Genomic DNA, 23,960 nt, shown 5'->3' with positions numbered 1-23,960 from the left:
ACCGTTGGACCGACGGAGACCGACGATGACGATCCGTACCGACTGGCCCTATCCGCGCGTCGTCGCCCATCGCGGCGGTGGCACGCTCGCGCCGGAGAACACGCTGGCCGCGCTCGACGAGGGCGCGCGGCGCGGTCACCGGATGGTCGAGTTCGACGCGAAGCTGTCGGCCGACGACGTGACCTTCCTGCTGCACGACGACACGGTCGACCGGACGTCGAACGGCCATGGCGCGGCGGCAGGCATGCGTTATGCGGCGCTGGCCGCGCTCGACGCGGGCGCGTGGCGCGATGCGCGCTTCGCGGGCGAGCGGATGCCGACGCTCGAGGCGGCGGCGGCGCGCTGCATCGCGCACGGGCTGGCCGCGAACGTCGAGATCAAGCCGTGCCCGGGGCGCGAGCGCGAAACCGGGCAACGCGTGGCGGCCGACGCGGCCGCATACTGGCGCGGCGCCGCCGTGGCGCCGCTGCTGTCGTCGTTCTCGTTCGACGCGCTGCGACAGGCACGCGCGAGCGCGCCCACGCTGCCGCGCGGGATGCTCTACGAAGTCGTGCCGGACGACTGGCGCGCGCAGGTGATCGACGCGCTCGACTGCGTATCGTTGCACGCAGACCACACCCGGCTCGACGAACCGCTCGTGCGCGCGATCAAGCGCGCCGGATTGCGCATCCTGGTTTACACGGTGAACGACCTCGAACGGGCGCGCGAGCTTGCGCGCTGGGGCGTCGATGCCGTCTGCACGGACCGTATCGACCTGATCGCGCCCGATGCGCTGGACGACATCGACGTCGTCTGACGGCCGGGGCGGCGGCGGTGCCCGGTGAAACCCTTGCCCGAAACGTGCCCGACGCGAAAAAACGACGCCCTGGCGGGATGCCCGCCGGGGCGTTTTGCATCGTGGAGACGTTACGCCAGGAAAATTCCGCTACAAATTGCAGCAGGATTAACCATTCCCCAAATATTCGACTACGCTTAGAAGCGATAGCCGACGTTCAGGTACGTGACGATCGGGTTCAGCGAGATGTGGGCCTTCGACGTTTCCGTCAGCGTGCCGACCGGCGTGCGGCGGGCCGTCGTGAAGGTCGCGGTCACGCTGACCGGGATGTACGAGAGCGACAGGCCGGCGAACCAGTGTTTCGTGAAGTTGTACGTGAAGCCGGCGTTGAAGACGGGCGCCCACTGGTTGCTGGTCGTCGCGCTGGTCGGGCCGCCGAGCACGCCGTTCTCGAAGCTGCCGTTCGTGATCTTCGCGCCGGTGAACCAGACGTACGTCGCGCCGATGCCGACATACGGACGGAACTTCGCGTTGGCGTCGTTGAAGTGGTAGCGAAGCAGTACGGCGGGGCTCCACTGGTACGCACGGCCGAGCACGCCGAATCTTTCGAACTGACCCTTGCCGGTGATGTCGAACTTCGGCGGTATCCCCATGACGAGCTCGGTGGAGATATGGTCGGTGACGAAGTAGCCAGCTGCGAGCCCGAGCGTATCGGCGTCGTTGATGCCGGCGCCGGTATTGGGAATCGACTGGTTGATGGGCGTGCCGCCTACGCCATAGACGAACAGCGGGTCGCTGCTGTCCTGCGGCGAAAGGTGCAGCCAGCCGGTGCTGACGTAGAAATCGCCTGCGGATTGTGCGTGTGCCGGACCGCCCGCTAACGTGAATGCGAGCGCTGCGGCCCCCGTAATGGCCAGTTTTCGTTTCATTGTGTCTCCTCCGATCAAAGGCGTGCTCATTATGACGACTGCGTTTAAAACCAAACAAGCTCGTAAGTTAGAGTTTTCACCCTAGGATTCGCACGACCGTACGCTTCCGCGCCCTGACAGGACAGGCATTCTACGCAGGTGCGCATTTTCGGACCTCCGGGTATTTCCTAACGCGTTCAAACGGACATTCAGCATGGCACGGTTAGCACGACTCTACGTTCCCGACCAGCCGCAGCACGTGATACTGCGCGGCCTGGATCAGCAACCCGCGTTCGTCGACGACCAGGACTACGAACTCTTCATCGATTGCCTGAAGGCCGCCGCACGCGATCATCACCTGTCGGTGCATGCCTACGTGCTGCTGCCGCGCCAGGTGCAACTGCTCGTGACCCCCAGCGACGAGGCCAGCCTGCCGAAGGCGATGCAGGCCGTCGGCCGTCGCTACGTCGCGCATTTCAACCGGCGCTATTCGCGGCGCGGCACCCTGTGGGAAGGCCGCTATCGCGCGACGGTGATCGAAGGCGAGCGCTATTTCCTGCTCGCGAGCCGCGTGGTCGAGATGAGCCCGGTGCGTTCGCAGCTCGTCGCGACGCCCGAGGCCTATCGCTGGTCGAGCTACCGGCATCACGTCGGGCTCACCGTCGACAGCCTGATCACCGACCATCCGCTCTACTGGGCGCTCGGCAACACGCCGTTCGACCGCCAGCGCGCGTACAAGGAGCTGTGCGAGCAGCCGCTCGACGAGCGGCAGGCCGACCAGTTGCAGCAGGCGACGCTGAAGGGCTGGGTGCTCGGCGGCGAGAATTACCGCGAGTGGGCGGCGCGCACCGCCAACCGGCGCGTCTCGCCGTTGCCGCGCGGACGCCCCAGAAAGGTGCGCGAGAACACGCCGCCGATCCAGCAGTAATGCCGGAAAGGCGGGCCAGGAGCGGCGCTGCGGGCGCCGCTTCTTTTTGCACCAAAACGATACGCCCCCAATAAAACGGCACCGGATCGAGGCATTCGTTTAATTGGGGTTCTATCAAGCGGTTTTTGTTGCTATTCCCTTGATTCGTCGCGTATATTCCGAATTCCGGTGGCCCGGGCGAAGCTTGCCCAACCACTGTCGGCCGCGCCGTCTCCCTCGGGAAGCGGGATCGACGGCAACAAGAAAACGGTTCAACGGCCTCCAGGCCCCCTTTACGACGGTGTCCCCATGAACGACCACCAGCAGCCGCTCGCCGCGGTGCCCGCCGCACAAGGTCTGTACGACCCGCAAAACGAACACGACGCCTGCGGCGTCGGCTTCGTCGCTCACATCAAAGGCAAGAAGAGCCACGAGATCATCCAGCAGGGCCTGAAGATCCTCGAGAACCTCGATCACCGCGGCGCGGTCGGCGCCGATCCGCTGATGGGCGACGGCGCGGGTATCCTGATCCAGATTCCGGACGCGTTCTATCGCGAGGAAATGGCGAAGCAGGGCGTCGACCTGCCGCCGGCCGGCGAATACGGGGTCGGGATGATCTTCCTGCCGAAGGAAAACGCGTCGCGTCTCGCGTGCGAGCAGGAGCTCGAGCGCACGGTGAAGGCCGAAGGCCAGGTCGTGCTCGGCTGGCGCGACGTGCCGGTCGACCATGCGATGCCGATCTCGCCGACGGTCAAGGCGAGCGAGCCGCTGATCCGCCAGATCTTCATCGGGCGCGGCAAGGACATCATGGTGACGGATGCGCTCGAGCGGAAGCTTTACGTGATCCGCAAGACGGCGAGCCACCGCATCCAGGCGCTGAAGCTCAAGCACGGCAAGGAATACTTCGTGCCGTCGATGTCGGCGCGCACGGTCGTCTACAAGGGCCTGCTGCTGGCCGGCCAGGTCGGCGTGTACTACCGCGACCTGCAGGACGAGCGCGTCGTGTCGGCGCTCGCGCTCGTGCACCAGCGCTTCTCGACCAACACGTTCCCGGCGTGGGAACTCGCTCACCCGTACCGGATGATCGCGCACAACGGCGAGATCAACACCGTGAAGGGCAACGTGAACTGGCTGAACGCGCGTACCGGCGCGATCGCGTCGCACGTGCTGGCCGACGATCTGCCGAAGCTGTGGCCGCTGATCTACCCGGGCCAGTCGGACACCGCCTCGTTCGACAACTGTCTCGAGCTGCTGGTGATGGCCGGCTACCCGCTCGTGCACGCGGTGATGATGATGATCCCGGAAGCGTGGGAACAGCACACGCTGATGGACGAGAACCGCCGCGCGTTCTACGAATATCACGCCGCGATGATGGAGCCGTGGGACGGCCCGGCCGCGATCGCGTTCACCGACGGCCGCCAGATCGGCGCGACGCTCGACCGTAACGGCCTGCGCCCGGCGCGCTACATCGTGACCGACGACGACCTCGTCATCATGGCGTCGGAAGCCGGCACGCTGCCGATCCCCGAATCGAAGATCGTCAAGAAGTGGCGCCTGCAGCCGGGCAAGATGTTCCTGATCGACATGGAACACGGCCGCATCATCGACGACAAGGAACTGAAGGACAACCTCGCGAACGCGAAGCCGTACAAGAGCTGGATCGACGCCGTGCGCATCAAGCTCGACGAGATCGAGCCGAAGGCAGAGGAAGTCGCGGCCGGCCGCACGCAGGGCGCCGCGCTGCTCGACCGCCAGCAGGCGTTCGGCTACACGCAGGAAGACCTGAAGTTCCTGATGGCGCCGATGGCGCAGCAGGGCGAGGAAGCCGTCGGTTCGATGGGCAACGACTCGCCGCTCGCGGTGATGTCGAACAAGAACAAGACGCTCTATCACTACTTCAAGCAACTGTTCGCGCAGGTGACGAACCCGCCGATCGACCCGATCCGCGAGAACATGGTGATGTCGCTCGTGTCGTTCATCGGCCCGAAGCCGAACCTGCTCGACACGAACAACATCAACCCGCCGATGCGGCTCGAAGTGTCGCAGCCGGTGCTCGATTTCAAGGACATCGCGAAGATCCGCGCGATCGACCAGTACACGGGCGGCAAGTTCAGCGCATACGAGCTGAACATCTGCTACCCGGTCGCGTGGGGCAAGGAAGGCATCGAGGCGCGCCTCGCGTCGCTGTGTGCGGAAGCCGTCGACGCGGTGAAGTCGGGCTACAACATCCTGATCGTGTCGGACCGCAAGACGGATGCCGAGCACGTCGCGATTCCGGCGCTGCTCGCCACGTCGGCGATCCACACGCACCTCGTCCAGCAAGGGCTGCGCACGAGCACGGGCCTCGTCGTCGAGACGGGCTCCGCGCGTGAAACGCACCACTTCGCGCTGCTCGCGGGCTACGGCGCGGAAGCCGTGCATCCGTACCTCGCGATGGAAACGCTCGCGAAGATGGCCGAGGGGCTGCCGGGCGACCTGTCGCCGGAGAAGGCCGTCTACAACTTCACGAAGGCGGTCGGCAAGGGCCTGCAGAAGGTGATGTCGAAGATGGGTATCTCGACGTACATGTCGTACACGGGCGCGCAGATCTTCGAAGCACTCGGCCTGTCGAGCGACCTCGTCGAGAAGTACTTCAAGGGCACGGCGTCGAAGGTCGGTGGCATCGGCCTGTTCGAAGTCGCGGAAGAGGCGATCCGCCTGCACCGCGACGCATTCGGCGACAACCCGGTGCTGCGCGACATGCTCGACGCGGGCGGCGAGTACGCGTACCGCGTGCGCGGCGAAGACCACATGTGGACGCCGGATTCGATCGCGAAGCTGCAGCACGCGACGCGCAGCAACTCGTACCAGACGTACAAGGAATACGCGCACCTGATCAACGACCAGACCAAGCGTCACATGACGTTCCGCGGCCTGTTCGAGTTCAAGGTCGAGCCGACCAGGGCGATCCCGATCGAAAACGTCGAGCCGGCGAAGGAGATCGTCAAGCGCTTCGCGACGGGCGCGATGTCGCTCGGTTCGATCAGCACCGAAGCGCACGCGACGCTCGCGGTCGCGATGAACCGGATCGGCGGCAAGTCGAACACCGGCGAAGGCGGCGAGGACGAAAAGCGCTATCGCAACGAACTGCGCGGCATTCCGATCAAGGCGGGCGAGACGCTGAAGTCGGTGATCGGCGACGAGATCGTCAGCGACATTCCGCTGAAGGACGGCGATTCGCTGCGCTCGAAGATCAAGCAGGTCGCGTCGGGCCGCTTCGGCGTCACCGCCGAGTACCTCGCATCGGCCGACCAGATCCAGATCAAGATGGCGCAGGGCGCGAAGCCGGGCGAAGGCGGCCAGCTGCCGGGCCACAAGGTGTCCGAATACATCGGCAAGCTGCGTTACTCGGTGCCGGGCGTCGGCCTGATCTCGCCGCCGCCGCACCACGACATCTACTCGATCGAGGATCTGGCGCAACTGATCCACGACCTGAAGAACGTGAACCCGAGCGCGAGCATCTCCGTGAAGCTCGTGTCGGAAGTGGGCGTGGGCACGGTCGCGGCCGGCGTCGCTAAGGCGAAGGCCGATCACGTCGTGATCGCCGGCCATGACGGCGGCACGGGCGCATCGCCGCTGTCGTCGGTCAAGCACGCGGGCACGCCGTGGGAACTCGGCCTCGCCGAAACGCAGCAGACGCTGGTGCTCAACCGCCTGCGCGGCCGCATCCGCGTGCAGGCCGACGGCCAGATGAAGACGGGCCGCGACGTCGTGATCGGCGCGCTGCTCGGCGCGGACGAATTCGGCTTCGCGACGGCGCCGCTCGTCGTCGAGGGCTGCATCATGATGCGCAAGTGCCACCTGAACACGTGCCCGGTCGGCGTCGCGACGCAGGACCCGGTGCTGCGTGCGAAGTTCAAGGGCCAGCCCGAGCACGTCGTGAACTACTTCTTCTTCGTCGCCGAGGAAGTGCGCGAGATCATGGCGCAGCTCGGCATCGCGAAGTTCGACGACCTGATCGGCCGCGCCGACCTGCTCGATACGCGCAAGGGCATCGAGCACTGGAAGGCGAAGGGCCTCGACTTCTCGCGCGTGTTCTACCAGCCGGAAGAGTGCGAGGACGTCGCGCGCCGCCACGTCGACGTGCAGGATCACGGCCTCGAACGCGCGCTCGACCACGTGCTGATCGAGAAGGCGAAGGCGGCGATCGAGAACGGCGAGCACGTGTCGTTCATCCAGCCGGTGCGCAACGTGAACCGGACGGTCGGCGCGATGCTGTCGGGCGTGATCGCGAAGCAGCACGGCCACGACGGCCTGGCCGACGACGCGGTGCACATCCAGCTGAAGGGCACGGCCGGCCAGAGCTTCGGCGCATTCCTCGCGAAGGGCGTGACGCTCGACCTCGTCGGCGACGGCAACGACTACGTCGGCAAGGGCCTGTCGGGCGGCCGGATCATCATCCGTCCGACCAACGACTTCCGCGGCAAGTCCGAGGAAAACATCATCTGCGGCAACACGGTGATGTACGGCGCGATCGAAGGCGAGGCCTTCTTCCGCGGCGTGGCCGGCGAGCGCTTCTGCGTGCGCAACTCGGGCGCGACGGCGGTCGTCGAGGGCACGGGCGACCACGGCTGCGAATACATGACGGGCGGCACGGTCGTCGTGCTCGGCGAGACGGGGCGCAACTTCGCGGCCGGCATGTCGGGCGGCCTCGCGTACATCTACGATCCGGAAGGCACGTTCGCCGCGAAGTGCAACAAGTCGATGGTCGCGCTCGAGCCGGTGCTGCAGCAGGCCGAGCAGGAGCGCACGGTCGACCGCGCGCTCTGGCACGCAGGCACGACGGACGAAGCGCTGCTCAAGGGGCTCGTCGAGCGTCATTTCCAGTTCACGGGTTCGCCGCGCGCGAAGTCGCTGCTGGAAAACTGGGACGCGGCGCGCCGCCAGTTCGTGAAGGTGTTCCCGCACGAATACAAGCGCGCGCTGGGCGAGATCGGTGCGAAGAAGGCGGCGAAGGAAGTGCTGGCCGCCTGAGCGACGAACGACATAGCGAATGCCGCGCGCGCCTGACGGCCGCGCGCGGCTCCCCCACCCGATACACCGAACAGAAGAGCACCTTATGGGCAAGGCAACCGGTTTTCTGGAGTTCGAACGCCGCCACGAGGCGTACGAAGCACCGCTCACGCGCGTGAAGCACTACAAGGAATTCGTCGCGGCACTGACCGACGCGGACGCGAAGGTCCAGGGCGCGCGCTGCATGGATTGCGGCATCCCGTTCTGCAACAACGGCTGCCCGGTCAACAACATCATCCCGGACTTCAACGATCTCGTTTACCGCCAGGACTGGCAGCAGGCGATCGAAGTCCTGCACTCGACCAACAACTTCCCGGAGTTCACGGGCCGCATCTGCCCGGCGCCGTGCGAAGCCGCGTGCACGCTCGGGATCAACGACGACCCGGTCGGCATCAAGTCGATCGAGCACGCGATCATCGACAAGGCCTGGGCGGAAGGCTGGGTGAAGCCGCAGCCGGCCGCGCACAAGACGGGCAAGAAGGTGGCGGTCGTCGGTTCGGGCCCCGCGGGCCTCGCCGCCGCGCAGCAGCTCGCGCGTGCCGGTCACGACGTGACGGTGTTCGAGAAGAACGATCGCATCGGCGGCCTGCTGCGTTACGGGATTCCCGACTTCAAGCTCGAGAAGTGGCTGATCGACCGCCGCATGCGTCAGATGGAGGCGGAAGGCGTGACGTTCCGCACCAGCGTGTTCATCGGCAAGGATCCGCTGCCCGAGTCGATCGGCAGCCTCGCTAAGGAAACCATTTCGCCGGACACGCTGAAGGAAGAATTCGACGCGGTCGTGATCGCCGGCGGTTCGGAAACGCCGCGCGACCTGCCGGTGCCGGGCCGCGAGCTCGCGGGCGTGCATTTCGCGATGGACTTCCTGCCGCAGCAGAACCGCGTGAACGCGGGCGACAAGCTCCCCGACCAGCTGCTGGCGAAGGGCAAGCACGTGATCGTGATCGGCGGCGGCGATACGGGTTCGGACTGCGTCGGCACGTCGAACCGTCACGGCGCGAAGCAGGTCACGCAGTTCGAGCTGCTGCCGCAGCCGCCGGAAGAGGAAAACAAGCCGCTCGTGTGGCCGTACTGGCCGATCAAGCTCCGCACGTCGTCGTCGCACGAGGAAGGCTGCGAGCGCGACTGGGCGGTCGCGACGAAGCGTCTCGAAGGCAAGAACGGCAAGGTCGAGAAGCTGATCGCGGTGCGCGTCGAGTGGAAGGACGGCAAGATGCAGGAAGTGCCGGGTTCCGAGTTCGAGATGAAGGCCGACCTCGTGCTGCTCGCGATGGGCTTCACGCAGCCGGCGGCGCCGGTGCTCGACGCGTTCGGCGTCGCGAAGGATGCGCGCGGCAATGCGCGCGCGGCGACCGAAGGCGATCGTTCGTACTACACGTCGGTCGACAAGGTGTTCGCGGCAGGCGACATGCGTCGCGGCCAGTCGCTCGTGGTGTGGGCGATCCGCGAAGGCCGCCAGTGCGCGCGCTCGGTCGATGCGTACCTGATGGGGCATTCGGAACTGCCGCGCTGAATCGAAGCGCGAGCGGGTTTCGTGAAAGCCGGGCGTCCGAGAGGGCGCCCGGTTTTTTTATGATCTGCGCATGGCGGGGCCGATGTTCTCCAGCTTCCGAGGCCGGCCGCGCGCTTGTCCGCGATGCCGGCCCTCCTCGTCATTTGCCCATAGCGTCGCCTAATCTGATGACATCCGGCGTCGATTTTTCGTCATCTCAATTTCTTTCATTTTGTAATAATCCTTGAAAACTGTCATATCATGTCGCCCCTCCGGCCGCATTCGCGCGGTCGCCGCACATGACTGACCGTATTTACAAGGATTCTGGATGGAAGCATTCGTGCAAGGGCTGATCGACGCCGTCAACGGCGTGTTGTGGAACTACGTGCTGATCGCGCTGCTGCTCGGCGTGGGCGCGTGGTTCACGCTGCGGTTCCGGATGATCCAGCTGAAGGCGCTGCTCCTGAGCGTGAAGCTGGTCGGCAGCAAGGGCGAGCCGGGCAGCATCTCGTCGTTCCAGGCGTTCGCGACCGGGCTCGCGAGCCGCGTCGGCACCGGCAACATCGCCGGCGTCGCGGTCGCGCTGACGGTCGGCGGGCCGGGCGCGATCTTCTGGATGTGGATGACCGCGCTCGTCGGGATGTCGTCCGCGTTCGTCGAGGCGACGCTCGCGCAGATCTTCAAGGTGTCGCACCCGGACGGCAGCTATCGCGGCGGCCCCGCGTACTACATCCAGACGGGCCTGCGCTCGCGCGGCTTCGGCGTGCTGTTCTCGCTGTCGCTGATCCTCGCGTTCGGCTTCGTGTTCAACGCGGTGCAGGCCAATGCGATCGCCGATGCGTTCCATACGTCGTTCGGCTGGAGCCGCGAGACGGTCGGCCTCGGCCTCGTGCTGCTGTCCGCACCGATCATCTTCGGCGGCATCCGCCGCATCGCGACGGTCGCGCAGGTGATCGTGCCGCTGATGGCGATCGGCTACCTCGCGCTCGCGGTCTACGCGGTCGCGACGCACATCGCGCTGGTGCCCGGCGTGATCGCGCTGATCGTGAAGAGCGCGTTCGGCCTCGAGCAGGCGGCGGGCGGCCTGACGGGCTATGCGGTCAGCCAGGCGGTCGCGATGGGCGTGAAGCGCGGGCTGTTTTCGAACGAAGCCGGCATGGGCAGCGCGCCGAACGCGGCGGCGACCGCCAGCACGCGGCATCCGGTCGTGCAGGGGCTGATCCAGATGCTCGGCGTGTTCGTCGACACGATCGTGATCTGCAGCGCGACCGCGTTCGTGATCCTGCTGTCCGGCCAGTACGAGCTGGGCACCGGCATGGAAGGCGCGGCGCTCACGCAGCGCGCGATCGCGGGCCACGTCGGCGACTGGGGCGGCATCTACATGGCGTTCGCGATCTTCTTCTTCGCGTACTCGTCGGTGATCGGCAACTACGCGTATGCGGAAGGCAACGTCGAATTCATCACGAAGCGGCGCGGCGTGCTGCCGCTGTTCCGCATCGCCGTGCTCGGCATGGTGATGTTCGGCAGCGTCGGGCAACTGCCGCTCGTATGGGCGATGGCCGATACGAGCATGGGGCTGATGGCCATCATCAACCTGATCGCAATCCTCGCGCTTGGCAAGTACGCGCACGCCGCGTGGGCCGACTATCGCCGCCAGCGTGCGGCCGGCGTCGCCGATCCGGTGTTCACGCGCAATACGATCCCCGAACTCGCGGGCGTGCTGCCGGCCGACGTGTGGGGCGAGCACGGCCCGTTGCCGCAGCGTCCGGCGGCGGCCGATGTGGCGGCCGAAGTGCGCGTGACGGTGCGCGAGTCATGAACGGCGACCGGCTCCGTGCGTTCGTCGCGCTGATGCCCGATGCGGCGTCGCGCGACGCGCTGCACGCGTTGCCGGTCACGCGTGGCGCGCGGCGCACGCTGCCCGCGCAACTGCACATGACGCTCGCGTTCCTCGGCGCAATCGAGCGGGAGCGGTGCGACGCGCTGGCCGCGCACCTGCCCGCGCTCGCCGCCGCGCATGCGTTGCCGCCGTTGTCGGTCGAGCGGATCGCGTGGTGGCCGAGCCTGCCGCGCGCGCGGCTGATCGTCGCCGAACTCGCGGCCGATGCCGCCTGCGTCGCGCTGAATGCGGGACTGGCGGCGCTGCTGCGCGAACTCGGCGTGCCGGCCGACCGGCGGCCGTTCCGGCCGCACGTGACGCTTGCGCGGCTGCCGCACGATGCGGTCGGCCAGCCCGCGCACGGCGGCGCGCCGGGGCGGCCGGTCGAGGTGCGCGTCGAAGCGCTGACGCTGTTCGAAAGCCGGCTGTCGCAAGAGGGCGTGTCGCATCGGCCGATCGTGTCGGCGCCGATCGCCGCGGCCGAAGGCCGGACGCCGCCGCGGTAGCGACCCGCGCCGACGGCCGCGCGCCATGCCGCTGGTCGCGACCGTGCATCGCTTCGACGGTACGACCGGCCGGCTGCACTACCCGTCGTAGCGCGCGAGCGTCAGCCCGGCCAGATCGATCTCCGGCGTCCGTCCGGTGACGAGATCCGCCACCACCTTTCCCGACCCCATCGACATCGCCCAGCCCGTCGAGCCGTGGCCGACGTTGAGCCAGAGGCCGTCGATCCCGCTCGCGCCGAGCAGCGGCGGGCCGTCGGGCGTCATCGGCCGGCGGCCGACCCAGAAACGCGCCGACGCGCGATCGGCCGCGTGCGGGAACCAGTCGTCGAGCACCTTCATCAGCGTGTCGAGCGCCTGCTGCCGCAATGCCGCCCGGCGGTTGCCGAGCTCCGCGGTGCCGGCGACGCGCAGCGTCGGGCCGAAGCGCGTGATCGCGGTCTTCAGCGATTCGTCCATCAGCGCGGCGCACGGCGCCTTTTCATCGTCGACGACCGCGAGCGTGGCCGAGTAGCCCTTCACCGGATACAGCGGCACGTCGATGCCGTGCGGCCGCAGCAGGCCCGCGCTGTCGACGCCGAGCGCGACGACGATCGCGTCGGCGGCGAGCAGCGCATCGCGCCGGGCGGCGGCGCCTGGGCCGAGCGAGTCGACCCGCACGCCGCGCACCTTGCCGCTCGCGACATCGAGCGCGCGAATCGCGGTGCGAAACCGGAACGCCACGCCGTTCGCTTCGCACAGCGCCCGCAATTCGCGCGTGAAGCGCGCGCAGTCGCCTGCTTCGTCGTCGGGCAGGTAGATACCGCCGACGGGCGCGTGCCGCGCCCAGCGCAGGCCCGGTTCGATCGCGGTGCAGCCGGCGGCATCCAGTTCGCGAAACGCGATGCCGGCATCGCGCAGCACCTTCAGCGCGGGCTGCGCCATCTCGACGTCGAACGCGCCGCGCAGCAGTTGCAGGTAGCCGCGGCTCGCGCCGTAGTCGAATGGATGACGTTCGCGAAACGCATGCAGGCACGCGCGGCTGTAATACGCGATGCGCTGCATTCGCTGCTTGTTCACGCGAAACCGCTCGAATTCGCATTCGCGCAGCCAGCGCGCGATCCAGCGCCACTGCGCGGCGTCGAGCGTGGGCCGGAAGATCAGCGGCGACGCGGGCTTGAACAGATATTTGAGGATCTTGCCGGGCATCCCGGGCGCGGCCCACGGCGTCACGTAGCCGGGCGCGATCACGCCTGCGTTGCCGAGGCTCGTCGCTTGCGCGACGTCGGCCTCGCGTTCGATCACGGTGACGTCGCAGCCTGCTTCGCGCAGGTGCCAGGCGGTGGTGACGCCGATCACGCCGGCGCCGAGAACGATCACGTGCATGCGGTGTCCGGAACGAAACGGGGGCTCACGACGCGACGGCCGGATCGTCGGCGAGCGACTTGCCGCGCGTTTCGGGCAGCACGAGCGCCGCGACGATCACAAGCAGGTAGCCGCCGCCCGCGACGAGGCCGATCGCCTTCACGAGCGACATCGACTGCGACAGCGCGCCGACGAGGATCGGGAAGAACGAGCCCAGCCCGCGGCCGAGGTTGTAGCAGAAGCCCTGGCCCGAGCCGCGGATCGCGCCCGGATACAGCTCCGACAGATACGCGCCGACGCCCGCGAAGATGCCCTGCACGACGATGCCGAGCGGGAAGCCGAGCAGCAGCATCGCGGTATCGGTGATCGGCAGCATCGTGTACGCCATGCCGAGCGAGAACGAGCCGACCGCGAACAGGATGAACGACGCGCGGCGGCCGAGCCGGTCGGACAGGATCGCGCCGACCACGTAGCCGACGAACGAACCGACGATCAGCACGACCAGATAGCCGCTCGTGTTGAATACCGACAGGTGGCGCACGGTTTTGAGATAGGTGGGCAGCCACGTCGTGATCGCGTAGTAGCCGCCGAGCATGCCGGTGCACAGCGCGCTGCCGAACAGCGTCGCACGCAGGTGCGGCGGCGAGAAGATCTCGAGGAAATGGCCCGACACGCGGCCTTCGTCGCGCGCGCGGCGCGTGGCCGTGTAGATGTCGGGATCGCTGACGTTGCGGCGGATGTAGAGAATCCACAGCGCGGGCACGATGCCGATCCAGAAGCACGCGCGCCACGCGACCTGCTCGGGCAGCAGCGCGAAGAACGCCCAGTAGAGGATCGCGGCCGCGCCCCAGCCGAACGACCAGCTGCTCTGCACGGTGCCGACGGCCTTCGCGCGATGCTCGGGCGAGCGGATCGTCTCGGCCATCATGATCGTCACGACCGACCATTCGCCGCCGAAACCGAAACCCTGCAGCGTGCGCGTCGCAAGGAGCTGCCAGAACGAATGCGTGAAGCCGGACAGGCACGTGAACAGCGCGAACGTCGCGATCGTCCACTGCAGCACGCGCACGCGGCCGTAGCGGTCGGCGAGGATGCCGGCGACCCAGCCGCCGATCGCCGACGAGATCAGCGAGCTCGTCGCGATCATCCCGGCCTCGCTCTTCGTCATGCCCCAGGTGGCGATCAGCGTCGGAATGAGGAACGAATAGATCATGAAGTCGAACGCATCGACCGCATAGCCGCCGAAGCCGGCATACAGCGTCCGGCGTTCGCGCGTCGATAGTTCGTTGAACCACTGGAATGCCTGCATGCTTGCCGCCCCCTGTCGCCTCGTCTGGTCCCGCGCTGCCGCGTCGCGGCTATTTTACGGGCGCGTTCTTGCGCGCCAAAAAGGCGGATGCAGGGGCGTGCGGAAAAGCAGGAGGACGAAGACGCGTCAGAGCGTCAGGCCGCCGTCGACGTGGATGACCTGGCCGGTGATCTGCCGCGCCGCGTCCGACAGCAGGAACGCGATCAGCGCGGCGACGTCGTCGGGCTCGGCGATCCGGCCGAGCGGTGTCGCCTGTTCGGCCTGCGCCCACGCGGCGGCGTTGCCGGCGCTCGGCCCGTGATCCTTGCGCGTGAAGCCCGGCGCGACCGCGTTGACGGTGATGCCGTGCGCGGCGAATTCGGCGGCCGCGCTCCGCACCAGCGATTCGAGCGCGGCCTTCGCGGCGGCGGTTGCCGCGAACGGTGCGTCGGCGCGGTAGCGGTGCGCGACGAACGAGCTGACCGCGACGATCCGCGGTGCGGCCGACGCCTCGAGCAGCGGCCGCGCGCGGCCCGCGAGCGCGGAGAACGCGCCGGGCATCGCCGCGAAGGCGGACGCGAGCGCGTCCGCGGAAAGATCGGAAAAGGATTGCCGTGCGGCGAAACCGGCGTTCGCGACGAGTTGATCGAGCCCGCCGAAGCGGGGGGCGGCTGCGTCGACGAGCGCGGCGGCAACACCCGGCTCGCCGAGATCGCCGGTCAGCGTCAGGCACTCCGCGCCGGCCGCCGTGCACGCATGGGCGACGTCGGCGAGCCGCGCGCGTGCCGCATCGTTCGCGCCGCGCGCATGCAGCGCCAGCGCGACGCCGGGCGCCGCGAGCCGCCGCGCGAGCGCCGCGCCGATCCCCGAACCTGCGCCGGTGATCAGCGCGATCCGTGCGACGTGCGCGGCGCGTGCGCTCACGCGGCGACCTTGTCGTCGTCGTTCACGCGCTCGACGTTGATCGTGCCGACGTGGAACGCGGCGAGCGACTCGCGGTGCGCGATGCTGACGATCGCTGCCTTCGGCAGCCGTTCGGCGAACAGGTGATAGAGGCGCGCCTCGTTGTCGGCGTCGAGCGCGCTGGTCGCTTCGTCGAGGAACAGGAAGTCGGGCTTGTGCAGCAGCACGCGCGCGCCGGCCAGACGCTGCTGCTCGCCCGGCGACAGCACGCGGGTCCAGTGCGCGGTTTCGTCGAGGCGCTCGACGTAATCCTCGAGGCGGCACGCGCGCAGCGCGTCGCGGCACGCTTCGTCGCTGAACGTGTCGGGCGTCGCCGGGTAGGTGAGCGCGGCTTTCAGCGTGCCGATCGGCAAATAGCTCGTTTGCGGCACGAACATCATCCGTGCGCCGACCGGCGCGTCGATCGCGCCGTCGCCGAACGGCCACAGGCCCGCGAGCGCGCGCATGAACGTGCTCTTGCCGGAACCGGACTTGCCGACCACGAGCCAGCGCGAGCCGGGCTCGATCGTGACGTCGCCGATGTTGGCGAGCGCGTTGCCGTTCGGCAGCGCGAGCTTGAGCGACGACGTGGACAGCTTCGCGGCGTCGATGTAGTGCAGGTTGATGCCGCCGTGCTCGGTCGCGGGCGACAGGCTTTCCTTCAGGTGCGACGTGCCCATCACGCGCTTGAATTCGCGCAGACGGTTGACGGTGGCGCGCCATTCGACGAGCGAGCCGTAACTATTGATGAACCACGAAAACGAGTCGCTGACACTACCGAAGGCCTGCGAAATCTGCATCAGTGTTCCGAACGAGAAGGCACCTGCGAAGTATGCGGGGGCCGCTGCGATCAACGGAAAGATATTCGCGACTTGGCTGTAGAAATTCAACACGAAGTTCAGCCGCATTGTGTACTTCATCAGTCGCCACCAGTTGTCACGGATTCGACCGAAAAGTTGTCGCGCATTATTGCCTTCGAAATCGGCGCCGTCATAGAACGCGATCTGTTCGGCGTTTTCTCGTACGCGAATCATACCGAAGCGAAAGTCGGCTTCGACACGCTGTTGCTGGTAGTTGATCGACACAAGCGGATGGCCGGCCCGATGCATCAGGTAAGAGCCAACTAGCGCATATATTGCAGCGACCCACACCATGTAGCCCGGAATGACGATAGACGTACCACCGATCGGAACGGTCAGCGGACCGGCCAGGGTCCACAGGATCACGGTGAATGACGCAAGCGATGCAACAGTCGACAACAGATCAAGCGACAGCGAGAGCGAAGTGGTTGCGAACGCTTGAAGGTCATCGGTGATGCGCTGGTCGGGGTTGTCGGTCAATCGGTCCCGCTCGATCCGATAGAACGCACGGTCATTCAACCATTCATCGAGGAATCGGTTAGTGAGCCATTGCCGCCAGCGGAACGAAAGCATCTGGGTCAGATAGCGGCGGAACACGAACAGAATAATGGCGCCAAACGCGATGGCACAGAATTCCAGCATCAGATGTGGAAAGTGCTGTGCATCCTTTGCCTGCAATGTGTTCGTGAATCGTCCGTACCATCCGTTGAAGCGCACGCTTAGCCATACGCTCGCGAAGTTCATTGTGATGATCGTGACCAGCAGCCCCCACGCGATTTTCCATTCGGACGACACCCAGTAGGGCTTGATGAGGCTCCACGCGGATACCGGGCGCTCGTCCTGCGGCGCGTTGGAGGCGGAGCGGACGGGATCGATCGATTGGGTCATGTGCTTCCTGATGATGAGCCGGCGCGCGGGCCGGGCGAAACCGGGGCGCGCGCCGCGATACGGCATGCCGGGCGCGGCGCCGACTGACGGTGGGCGTCCGGATGGTCGCCCGTGCGTCTTAAACGGCACTTAAAAACCGGCGGTGACGCGGCAACCGGCCGCTCGCGCGGCCGGCCTGCGGGCATTGTGCCAGAGCGGCGCAACACGCCGGCGAATTTGCCGCAACGGGGACAGTTTGCGGCGCTTTCCGCTTTTATGGTCTAATGGCCGACGACGAAACAGGGGTGCTTCGTGACGCGGCCGGCGGATGTTCCGGGCAGCGCGGCGAGGCTGAGAAAGACCCTTCGCACCCGATCCGGGTAATACCGGCGAGGGAAGTTTCTGATCCCGCCGGGCCGCGCTGGCCGCCATCCCACATGGTCAGCGCCCGAGTCCCGCCCGGCCGGCCTTTGCTGCCGGTTTCGTCCTTTTGGGTACGCGCATTGCGCGTTACGGAAGGAATGATGACCGCACAATCTTCAGTCTTTTGCCCGGTTCCCGGCCCGATGTCGCGTGCGTTCGCATGCGGCGGCGCGCACGCGTCGACGTTCGTCGCGCGTGAGCGCGCGGAGGGCGGGCGATGAACGTCCGGGACGCACGGCCCGATTTCGCGGTGCTGGGCGGCGGCCTCGTCGGCCGCCTGATCGCATGGCGGCTCGCCGGCGACGGCCATCGCGTCGCGCTCTACGAGCGCGGCGGGCCGGACGGCGAGCAGTCGGCCGCGTGGGTCGCGGCCGCGATGCTCGCGCCGCTCGCGGAAGCCGCGAGCGCGGAGCTGCTGATCACCGAGCTCGGCGCCGCGTCGCTCGCGCGCTGGCCGCGGTGGCTAGCGGAACTGCCCGAACCCGTCTTCTTCCAGCATCACGGCACGCTCGTCGTCTGGCATCAGGCCGACCGCGCGGAGGCGCCGCTGTTCGAGCGGCGCGTGCGTGCGAACGCGCCGGCCGAGCTGTTCGACGGCGGCTTCGTGACGCTGGCCGGTGCGCAGGTCGACGCGGCCGAACCCGCGCTCGCGGGCCGCTTCGCACGCGGGCTGCTGCTGCCGCGCGAAGGCCAGCTCGACAACCGTCAGGCGCTGCGCGCGCTGGCGGCGGGCCTCGCGCAGCGCGGCGTCGAAACGCACTGGCACGCGTCGGTCGACGACACGAACCCGCCCGCCGCGCATTTCACGATCGATTGCCGCGGGCTCGGCGCGAAACCCGCGCTGCCGGCGCTGCGCGGCATCCGCGGCGAGGTCGCGCGCGTGCATGCGCCCGGCATCGGGCTCACGCGGCCCGTGCGGCTGCTGCATCCGCGCTATCCGCTGTACGTCGCGCCGAAGCAGGACGATCTCTATGTGATCGGCGCGACCGAGGTGGAGGGCGAGGACATGTCGCCCGTCAGCGTGCGTTCCGCGCTCGAACTGCTGAGCGCGGCGTTTTCCGTGCATCCGGCGTTCGGCGAGGCACGCATCCTCGAACTCAACGCGCAATGCCGGCCGACGCTGCCCGATCATCGCCCGGCCGTGATCTGGGACGGCGCGTCGACGCTCGCCGTCAACGGCCTGTACCGGCATGGCTTCATGATCGCGCCGGAAGTCGCGCAGGCGGCCGTCGCGTTCGCGCAGGCCGCGCTCGGCGGCGCGCTCGGCGATCCCGACGCGTTCGCCGCGTGGCGCGCCGCCGCCCGCTGGCCGACCCTGCTTCATCACCGTAACGACGCGCGCCAGCCGGCCTGACGCGCGCCGCCGACCGAATCCGACCGAGCCTCATGGATATCCAGATCAATCAACAGACCCTGACGCTGCCCGACGGCGCGACGGTGGCCGACGCATTGGCCGCGTACGGCGCGCGTCCGCCGTACGCGGTCGCGCTGAACGGCAACTTCGTCGCGCGCACGCAGCATGCGGCGCGCCCGCTCGCGGCGGGCGACAAGCTCGACGTCGTGCACCCCGTCGCGGGCGGCTGAGCGCCGCCGGTTCGTCCCCGCTCTTCCAGGAAAACGACATGACGTCCCCCACCTCCGCCGACGCGCTCACGCTGTACGGCGTAACCTTCGCAAGCCGCGTGCTGCTCGGCACGTCGCGCTATCCGTCGCTGCAGTCGCTGTCCGATTCGATCGCCGCGTCGCGCCCCGGAATGGTGACGGTCGCGCTGCGCCGCCAGATGACGGGCGGCACGGCCGAAGCCGGCTTCTTCGACCTGCTCAAGCGCCACGCGGTGCCGCTGCTGCCGAACACGGCCGGCTGCCAGACCGTCGCCGAAGCGGTGACCACCGCGCACATGGCGCGCGAGGTATTCGACACCGACTGGATCAAGCTCGAACTGATCGGCGACGACTACACGCTGCAGCCCGACCCGGTCGGGCTGATCGAAGCCGCGGCACAACTGGTCAAGGACGGCTTCAAGGTGCTGCCGTACTGCACCGAGGATCTCGTGATCGGCCGGCGCCTGCTCGACGTCGGCTGCGAGGCGCTGATGCCGTGGGGCGCGCCGATCGGCACCGGCAAGGGCGTCGTGAATCCGTACGGTCTGCGCGTGCTGCGCGAACGGCTGCCGGACGTGCCGCTGATCGTCGACGCGGGGCTCGGCGTGCCGTCGCACGCGTGTCAGGTGATGGAGTGGGGCTTCGACGGCGTGCTGCTGAATACGGCCGTGTCGCAGGCCACGCACCCGGAGATCATGGCGCGCGCGTTCGCGCAGGGCGTCGAGGCCGGCCGCGCCGCGTACCTGGCCGGCCCGATGGATGCGCGCGAGACCGCGCACGCGAGCACGCCGGTCGTCGGGATGCCGTTCTGGCACCAGGACGGGGGCGGCGCATGAGCGCGCGCTTCGCCGATGCGTTCTGGCCGCCGGCCGACGAACTGGCCGAAGCGGCCGAGCGGATTCGCGCGCGGCTCGGCGACTGGCCGGAGGGTGGCGCGGCGCCGCGGCGGCTCTGCGTGGCGGCGCCCGACGTGCCGGCCGACGGCGACGTGCTGATCGTGTCGGTGGGCGACCGTGCCGCGCAGGCCCGTGCATCGGCCGTGTCGCGGCCTGCGTCGCCGGACGCGGTGGCGATCGAATTCGACGAGGGCGGCGCCGTGCTGCATGCGGCCGGCGTGCGCTACGCGCTCGACGCCGCGCATCCGCTCGCGGACGACTGGATCGCGGCGCTCGCCGCGTTCCTCGATTGCGGCTTCGCGCCGGTCGACGCGCTGGTGCTCGCGCTGGCGTGGCGTGACGGCGACGAGACGCGCGCCGCCGACGCATGGCCGGTCGATGCCGCGCGATTCCCGCGTGTCGGCGGGCTGCCGCCTGCGCCGGAGCCGGCGTTCGCGCCGTGCCCCGCGCGGCTCGGCCTCTATCCGGTCGTGCCGAGCGCCGCATGGGTCGAGCGCGTGCTCGACGGCGGCGCGCGAACCGTGCAATTGCGCGTGAAGGATGCGGCGCCGGACGCGCTGCGCCGGGAAATCGCGCGCGCGGTCGCGGCGGGGCGCCGCTATCCCGATGCGCGCGTGTTCATCAACGATCACTGGCAGATCGCGGTAGAAGAAGGCGCGTACGGCGTCCATCTCGGCCAGGAGGACCTCGACACGGCCGACCTGGCCGCGATCGCGCGCGCGGGCTTGCGGCTCGGACTTTCGAGCCACGGTTATTACGAGATGTTGCGCGCGCTGCACGCGCGGCCGAGTTATCTCGCGCTCGGCCCCGTGTACGCGACCGCGACGAAGGCCGTCGCCGCGCCGCCGCAGGGCCTCGCGCGGATTGCCCGCTACGCGCGCTTCGCCCGCGCCCGGGCACCGCTCGTCGCGATCGGCGGGGTGGGGCTCGACACGCTGCCGGCCGTGCTGGGCACGGGCGTCGGCAGCGTCGCGGTGGTCAGCGCGGTCACGGGCGCGGCCGATTATCGGACGGCGCTTATTGCACTGCAGCAGTGCTTTGCCGGACAATTTGACAATCATTGACCGCAGGGCCCGGAACGGCGTCACGACATCATTCCAATGCAGGCCCTATAATTCGGCGTTCTGCGTAAAAGGACTGTCAGCTCCGTGAGCCCCACTCCTACCGAGACCCTGCTGGAACTTCGCGACGTCGACTTCGGCTACGGCGACCGCCTCGTCCTGTCCAACCTGAACCTGCGCTTCGGGCGCGGGCAGGTCGTCGCGGTCATGGGCGGCTCGGGTTGCGGCAAGACCACCGTGCTGCGCCTGATCGGCGGCCTCGTGCGTGCGCGCCGCGGCCAGGTGCTGTTCGACGGCGCCGACGTCGGCGCGCAAACGCGCGACGGCCTGTACGCGCTGCGCCGCAAGATGGGCATGCTGTTCCAGTTCGGCGCGCTGTTTACCGACATGTCGGTGTTCGAGAACGTCGCGTTCGCGCTGCGCGAGCACACCGATTTGCCCGAAGACCTGATCCGCGACCTCGTGCTGATGAAGCTGAACGCGGTCGGGCTGCGCGGCGCGCGCGACCTGATGCCGTCCGAGGTGTCGGGCGGGATGGCGCGCCGCATCGCGCTGGCGCGCGCGATCGCGCTCGATCCGCAGCTCATCATGTACGACGAGCCGTTCGCGGGCCTCGATCCGATCTCGCTCGGCATCACCGCGAACCTGATCCGCACGCTGAACCAGGCGCTCGGCGCGACGTCGATCCTCGTCACGCACGACGTGCCGGAATCGTTCGCGATCGCCGACTACGTGTATTTTCTGGCCAATGGCGGCGTGCTCGCGCAGGGCACGCCCGACGAGCTGCGCGCGTCGACCGATCCGAGCGTGCGGCAGTTCATCGACGGCGCGCCGGACGGCCCGTTCAAATTTCATTACACGAGCCCGCCGCTGGCAGCGGATTTCGGGCTCGGCGGAGGGCGCGCATGATCAGCGCGATCGGACGTTACGTCATCGGCGGCCTCGAGCGGGCGGGCTACGGCACGCGCCTGTTCGTGCGCCTCGTGCTGGAATTCTTCCCGCTGCTGCGCCGGCCGCGGCTCGTCACCAAGCAGATCCACTTCCTCGGCAACTATTCGTTCGTGATCATCGCCGTGTCGGGGCTGTTCGTCGGCTTCGTGCTCGGCCTGCAGGGGTATTACACGCTGAACCGCTACGGTTCCGAGCAGGCGCTCGGCCTGCTGGTCGCGCTGTCGCTCGTGCGCGAGCTCGGGCCGGTCGTCACCGCGCTGCTGTTCGCCGGCCGCGCGGGCACGTCGCTCACGGCCGAGATCGGCCTGATGAAGGCCGGCGAGCAACTTACCGCGCTCGAGATGATGGCGGTCGACCCGATCAAGAACGTGATCGCGCCGCGCATGTGGGCCGGCATCATCGCGATGCCGCTGCTGGCCGCGATCTTCAACGCGGTCGGCGTGCTCGGCGGCTATTTCGTCGGCGTCGTGCTGATCGGCGTCGATCCGGGCGCGTTCTGGTCGCAGATGCAGGGCGGGGTCCAGGTGTGGGCCGACGTCGGCAACGGCGTGATCAAGAGCATCGTGTTCGGGTTCGCCGTGACCTTCATTGCACTGTTTCAAGGGTATGAAGCGAAGCCCACGCCCGAAGGCGTGTCGCGCGCGACCACCAAGACGGTCGTGTTCGCGTCGCTCGCCGTACTCGGCCTCGATTTCCTGCTGACCGCGCTGATGTTCAGCTAAGCCTCAGCCAAGCCAAATTTTGGGATGACGATGAAAAAGACTGCTCTCGACTTCTGGGTCGGCCTGTTCGTGGTGGTGGGCTTCCTCGCGGTGCTGTTCCTGGCGCTGAAGGTCGGCAACATGAGCTCGCTGTCGTTTCAGCCGACCTACTCGGTGAGAATGAAATTCGACAACATCGGCGGCCTGAAGCCGCGCGCGGCCGTGAAAAGCGCGGGCGTCGTGGTCGGCCGCGTGAAGTCGATCGGGTTCGATACCAACACCTACCAGGCGGTCGTCACGATCGACGTCGACGGTCAGTATCAATTCCCGAAGGATTCGTCGGCGAAGATCCTGACGTCCGGCCTGCTCGGCGAGCAATATATCGGCCTCGATCCGGGCGGCGACACCGAAATGCTGAAGGCCGGCGATACCATCACGATGACGCAGTCGGCGATCGTGCTCGAGAACCTGATCGGCCAGTTCCTGTACAGCAAGGCCGCCGACGCGGGCGGCGCGAAGCCGGCAGCCGGGGCACCGGCGGCGCCCGCCGCGCCCGCGCCGGTGGCGGTGCCGGCGTCCGCGGTGTCCGGCGCCGCAGCCCAATAACCACACGAGAGAAAGACAAGAGGGTAATGACCATGCACACGATCCGCATCAGGCACGCCGCGCTGGCGGTTGCGGCAGTCGCCGCGTTGAGCGGCTGCGCGACCGTGCAGACGCCGACCAAGGGCGATCCGCTCGAAGGTTTCAACCGGACGATGTACAAGTTCAACGACACGGTCGACACGTACGCGCTGAAGCCGGTCGCGAAGGGTTACCAGTACGTGGTGCCGCAGCCGGTGCGTGACAGCGTGACGAACTTCTTCTCGAACATCGGCGACGTCTACATCGCGGCGAACAACATCGTGCAGCTGCGGATCGCCGACGGCGTCGGCGACATCATGCGCGTCGTGATCAACACGGTGTTCGGCGTCGGCGGCCTGTTCGACGTCGCGACGATCGCGAAGCTGCCGAAGCACACGGCCGACTTCGGGATCACGATGGGCCGCTACGGCATGCCGTCGGGCCCGTACCTCGTGCTGCCGCTGCTCGGCCCGAGCACGCTGCGCGACACGGCCGGCCTCGGCGTCGACTACGTCGGCAACCCGCTCACCTACGTGAAGCCGGACGGCCTGAGCTGGGGCCTGTTCGGCGTGAACCTCGTCAACACGCGCGCGAACCTGCTCGGCGCGGGCGACGTGCTGGATGCCGCGGCGCTCGACAAGTATTCGTTCGTGCGCAATGCGTATCTGCAGCGCCGCCAGATGCTGATCAGCAACGCGCGCGGCGAGGCCGCCGCGACGTCGAGCAACGACGCGCTGCCGAAGTACGACTTGCCGGAAGACGGCGCGGCACCGGCGGCAGCCGGCGCGGCCGACGTCGAGCAGGCGCCGGCCGATCACGAGATCCTCGGTGCAGTACGGCAGCACCTTGAAGCCGTCCTTGACCAGTTGTGCCGCGGCTTCGATC

General features: G+C 67.9%; 18 protein-coding genes, 2 pseudogenes and 1 riboswitch. Of the genes and pseudogenes, 14 read left to right on the top strand and 6 right to left on the bottom strand.

Going from position 1 to position 23,960, the window contains the following annotated elements; translation table 11 throughout:
* Positions 1–25 precede the first annotated feature (25 nt).
* Positions 26–796 carry a glycerophosphodiester phosphodiesterase gene (gene ugpQ / locus QZM15_RS31300; RefSeq protein WP_060315522.1) on the top strand — a complete coding sequence of 257 codons (771 nt, stop codon included), beginning with the start codon at positions 26–28 and terminating at the stop codon, positions 794–796.
* 176 nt (positions 797–972) lie between these two features.
* Here the strand turns inward: ugpQ and QZM15_RS31295 are convergent, their stop codons facing one another.
* Positions 973–1,704, bottom strand: a complete 732-nt coding sequence (locus tag QZM15_RS31295) for an OmpW family protein (protein WP_059577302.1) — start codon at positions 1,702–1,704, stop codon at positions 973–975.
* Positions 1,705–1,897: 193 nt separating this feature from the next.
* Here QZM15_RS31295 and QZM15_RS31290 point away from each other — a divergent pair, with 193 nt between their 5' ends.
* The 5 genes from QZM15_RS31290 (at position 1,898) to thpR (ending at position 11,519) form a co-directional block, all read left to right on the top strand.
* Positions 1,898–2,611: a transposase gene (locus tag QZM15_RS31290; RefSeq protein ID WP_027783329.1), complete on the top strand. Its 714-nt coding sequence runs from the start codon at positions 1,898–1,900 to the stop codon at positions 2,609–2,611.
* Positions 2,612–2,899: 288 nt separating this feature from the next.
* The gene (locus QZM15_RS31285; protein WP_060315519.1) at positions 2,900–7,603 is read left to right on the top strand and encodes a glutamate synthase-related protein; all 4,704 of its coding nucleotides are present in this window, start codon (positions 2,900–2,902) and stop codon (positions 7,601–7,603) included.
* 85 nt (positions 7,604–7,688) lie between these two features.
* Complete coding sequence (locus QZM15_RS31280) at positions 7,689–9,155, top strand: glutamate synthase subunit beta (RefSeq protein ID WP_059640198.1); 1,467 nt, start codon at positions 7,689–7,691, stop codon at positions 9,153–9,155.
* Between the two features lie 307 nt (positions 9,156–9,462).
* A complete protein-coding gene (locus QZM15_RS31275; protein ID WP_302107872.1) occupies positions 9,463–10,953 on the top strand; it encodes a sodium:alanine symporter family protein in 1,491 nt (496 codons plus the stop codon).
* Positions 10,950–11,519, top strand: coding sequence for an RNA 2',3'-cyclic phosphodiesterase (gene thpR, locus QZM15_RS31270; protein ID WP_302107871.1), 570 nt, complete (start codon positions 10,950–10,952; stop codon positions 11,517–11,519). Before QZM15_RS31275 ends, thpR begins: the two co-directional genes overlap by 4 nt.
* A gap of 78 nt (positions 11,520–11,597) precedes the next feature.
* Here the strand turns inward: thpR and QZM15_RS31265 are convergent, their stop codons facing one another.
* From QZM15_RS31265 to QZM15_RS31250, 4 genes are all read right to left on the bottom strand, one after another.
* A complete protein-coding gene (locus tag QZM15_RS31265; protein WP_302107870.1) occupies positions 11,598–12,881 on the bottom strand; it encodes a D-amino acid dehydrogenase in 1,284 nt (427 codons plus the stop codon).
* A gap of 25 nt (positions 12,882–12,906) precedes the next feature.
* A complete protein-coding gene (locus QZM15_RS31260) occupies positions 12,907–14,169 on the bottom strand; it encodes an MFS transporter (RefSeq protein WP_054928291.1) in 1,263 nt (420 codons plus the stop codon).
* A 126-nt stretch (positions 14,170–14,295) separates the two neighbouring features.
* On the bottom strand, positions 14,296–15,072 hold the full coding sequence (locus QZM15_RS31255; RefSeq protein ID WP_302107869.1) for an SDR family NAD(P)-dependent oxidoreductase: 777 nt from the start codon (positions 15,070–15,072) through the stop codon (positions 14,296–14,298).
* Positions 15,069–16,838 carry an ABC transporter ATP-binding protein/permease gene (locus tag QZM15_RS31250; RefSeq protein WP_302107877.1) on the bottom strand — a complete coding sequence of 590 codons (1,770 nt, stop codon included), beginning with the start codon at positions 16,836–16,838 and terminating at the stop codon, positions 15,069–15,071. The genes QZM15_RS31255 and QZM15_RS31250 overlap by 4 nt, the downstream gene beginning before the upstream one ends.
* Positions 16,839–17,108: 270 nt before the next feature.
* A riboswitch (TPP riboswitch) is annotated at positions 17,109–17,232 on the top strand.
* A gap of 225 nt (positions 17,233–17,457) precedes the next feature.
* Here QZM15_RS31250 and QZM15_RS31245 point away from each other — a divergent pair.
* The 8 genes and pseudogenes from QZM15_RS31245 to QZM15_RS31210 form a co-directional block, all read left to right on the top strand.
* Positions 17,458–18,594, top strand: a complete 1,137-nt coding sequence (locus tag QZM15_RS31245; protein ID WP_302107868.1) for an FAD-dependent oxidoreductase — start codon at positions 17,458–17,460, stop codon at positions 18,592–18,594.
* Between the two features lie 32 nt (positions 18,595–18,626).
* Entirely contained in the window at positions 18,627–18,824 is a 198-nt protein-coding gene (gene thiS / locus QZM15_RS31240; RefSeq protein WP_099316006.1) for a sulfur carrier protein ThiS, read from the top strand.
* A gap of 38 nt (positions 18,825–18,862) precedes the next feature.
* On the top strand, positions 18,863–19,678 hold the full coding sequence (locus QZM15_RS31235; protein WP_059577272.1) for a thiazole synthase: 816 nt from the start codon (positions 18,863–18,865) through the stop codon (positions 19,676–19,678).
* Entirely contained in the window at positions 19,675–20,802 is a 1,128-nt protein-coding gene (gene thiE / locus QZM15_RS31230) for a thiamine phosphate synthase (RefSeq protein ID WP_302107867.1), read from the top strand. The genes QZM15_RS31235 and thiE overlap by 4 nt, the downstream gene beginning before the upstream one ends.
* An 84-nt stretch (positions 20,803–20,886) precedes the next feature.
* On the top strand, positions 20,887–21,708 hold the full coding sequence (locus QZM15_RS31225) for an ABC transporter ATP-binding protein (RefSeq protein WP_006477138.1): 822 nt from the start codon (positions 20,887–20,889) through the stop codon (positions 21,706–21,708).
* A complete protein-coding gene (gene mlaE / locus QZM15_RS31220; protein WP_050013133.1) occupies positions 21,705–22,472 on the top strand; it encodes a lipid asymmetry maintenance ABC transporter permease subunit MlaE in 768 nt (255 codons plus the stop codon). The genes QZM15_RS31225 and mlaE overlap by 4 nt, the downstream gene beginning before the upstream one ends.
* A gap of 24 nt (positions 22,473–22,496) precedes the next feature.
* Positions 22,497–23,057, top strand: a complete 561-nt coding sequence (gene mlaD / locus QZM15_RS31215; protein ID WP_059577270.1) for an outer membrane lipid asymmetry maintenance protein MlaD — start codon at positions 22,497–22,499, stop codon at positions 23,055–23,057.
* Positions 23,058–23,089: 32 nt separating this feature from the next.
* A pseudogene (locus QZM15_RS31210) lies at positions 23,090–23,866 on the top strand (VacJ family lipoprotein); the annotation flags it as partial.
* Here QZM15_RS31210 and QZM15_RS31205 read toward each other — a convergent pair.
* Positions 23,864–23,960: pseudogene (locus QZM15_RS31205) on the bottom strand (thiazole synthase); the annotation flags it as partial. The pseudogenes QZM15_RS31210 and QZM15_RS31205 overlap by 3 nt on opposite strands.

Source organism: Burkholderia sp. AU44665 (assembly GCF_030504405.1).
Lineage (GTDB): Bacteria > Pseudomonadota > Gammaproteobacteria > Burkholderiales > Burkholderiaceae > Burkholderia > Burkholderia semiarida.
Note: the sequence above shows the minus strand (reverse complement) of the source record. Positions and strands in the feature narration are given on the sequence as shown.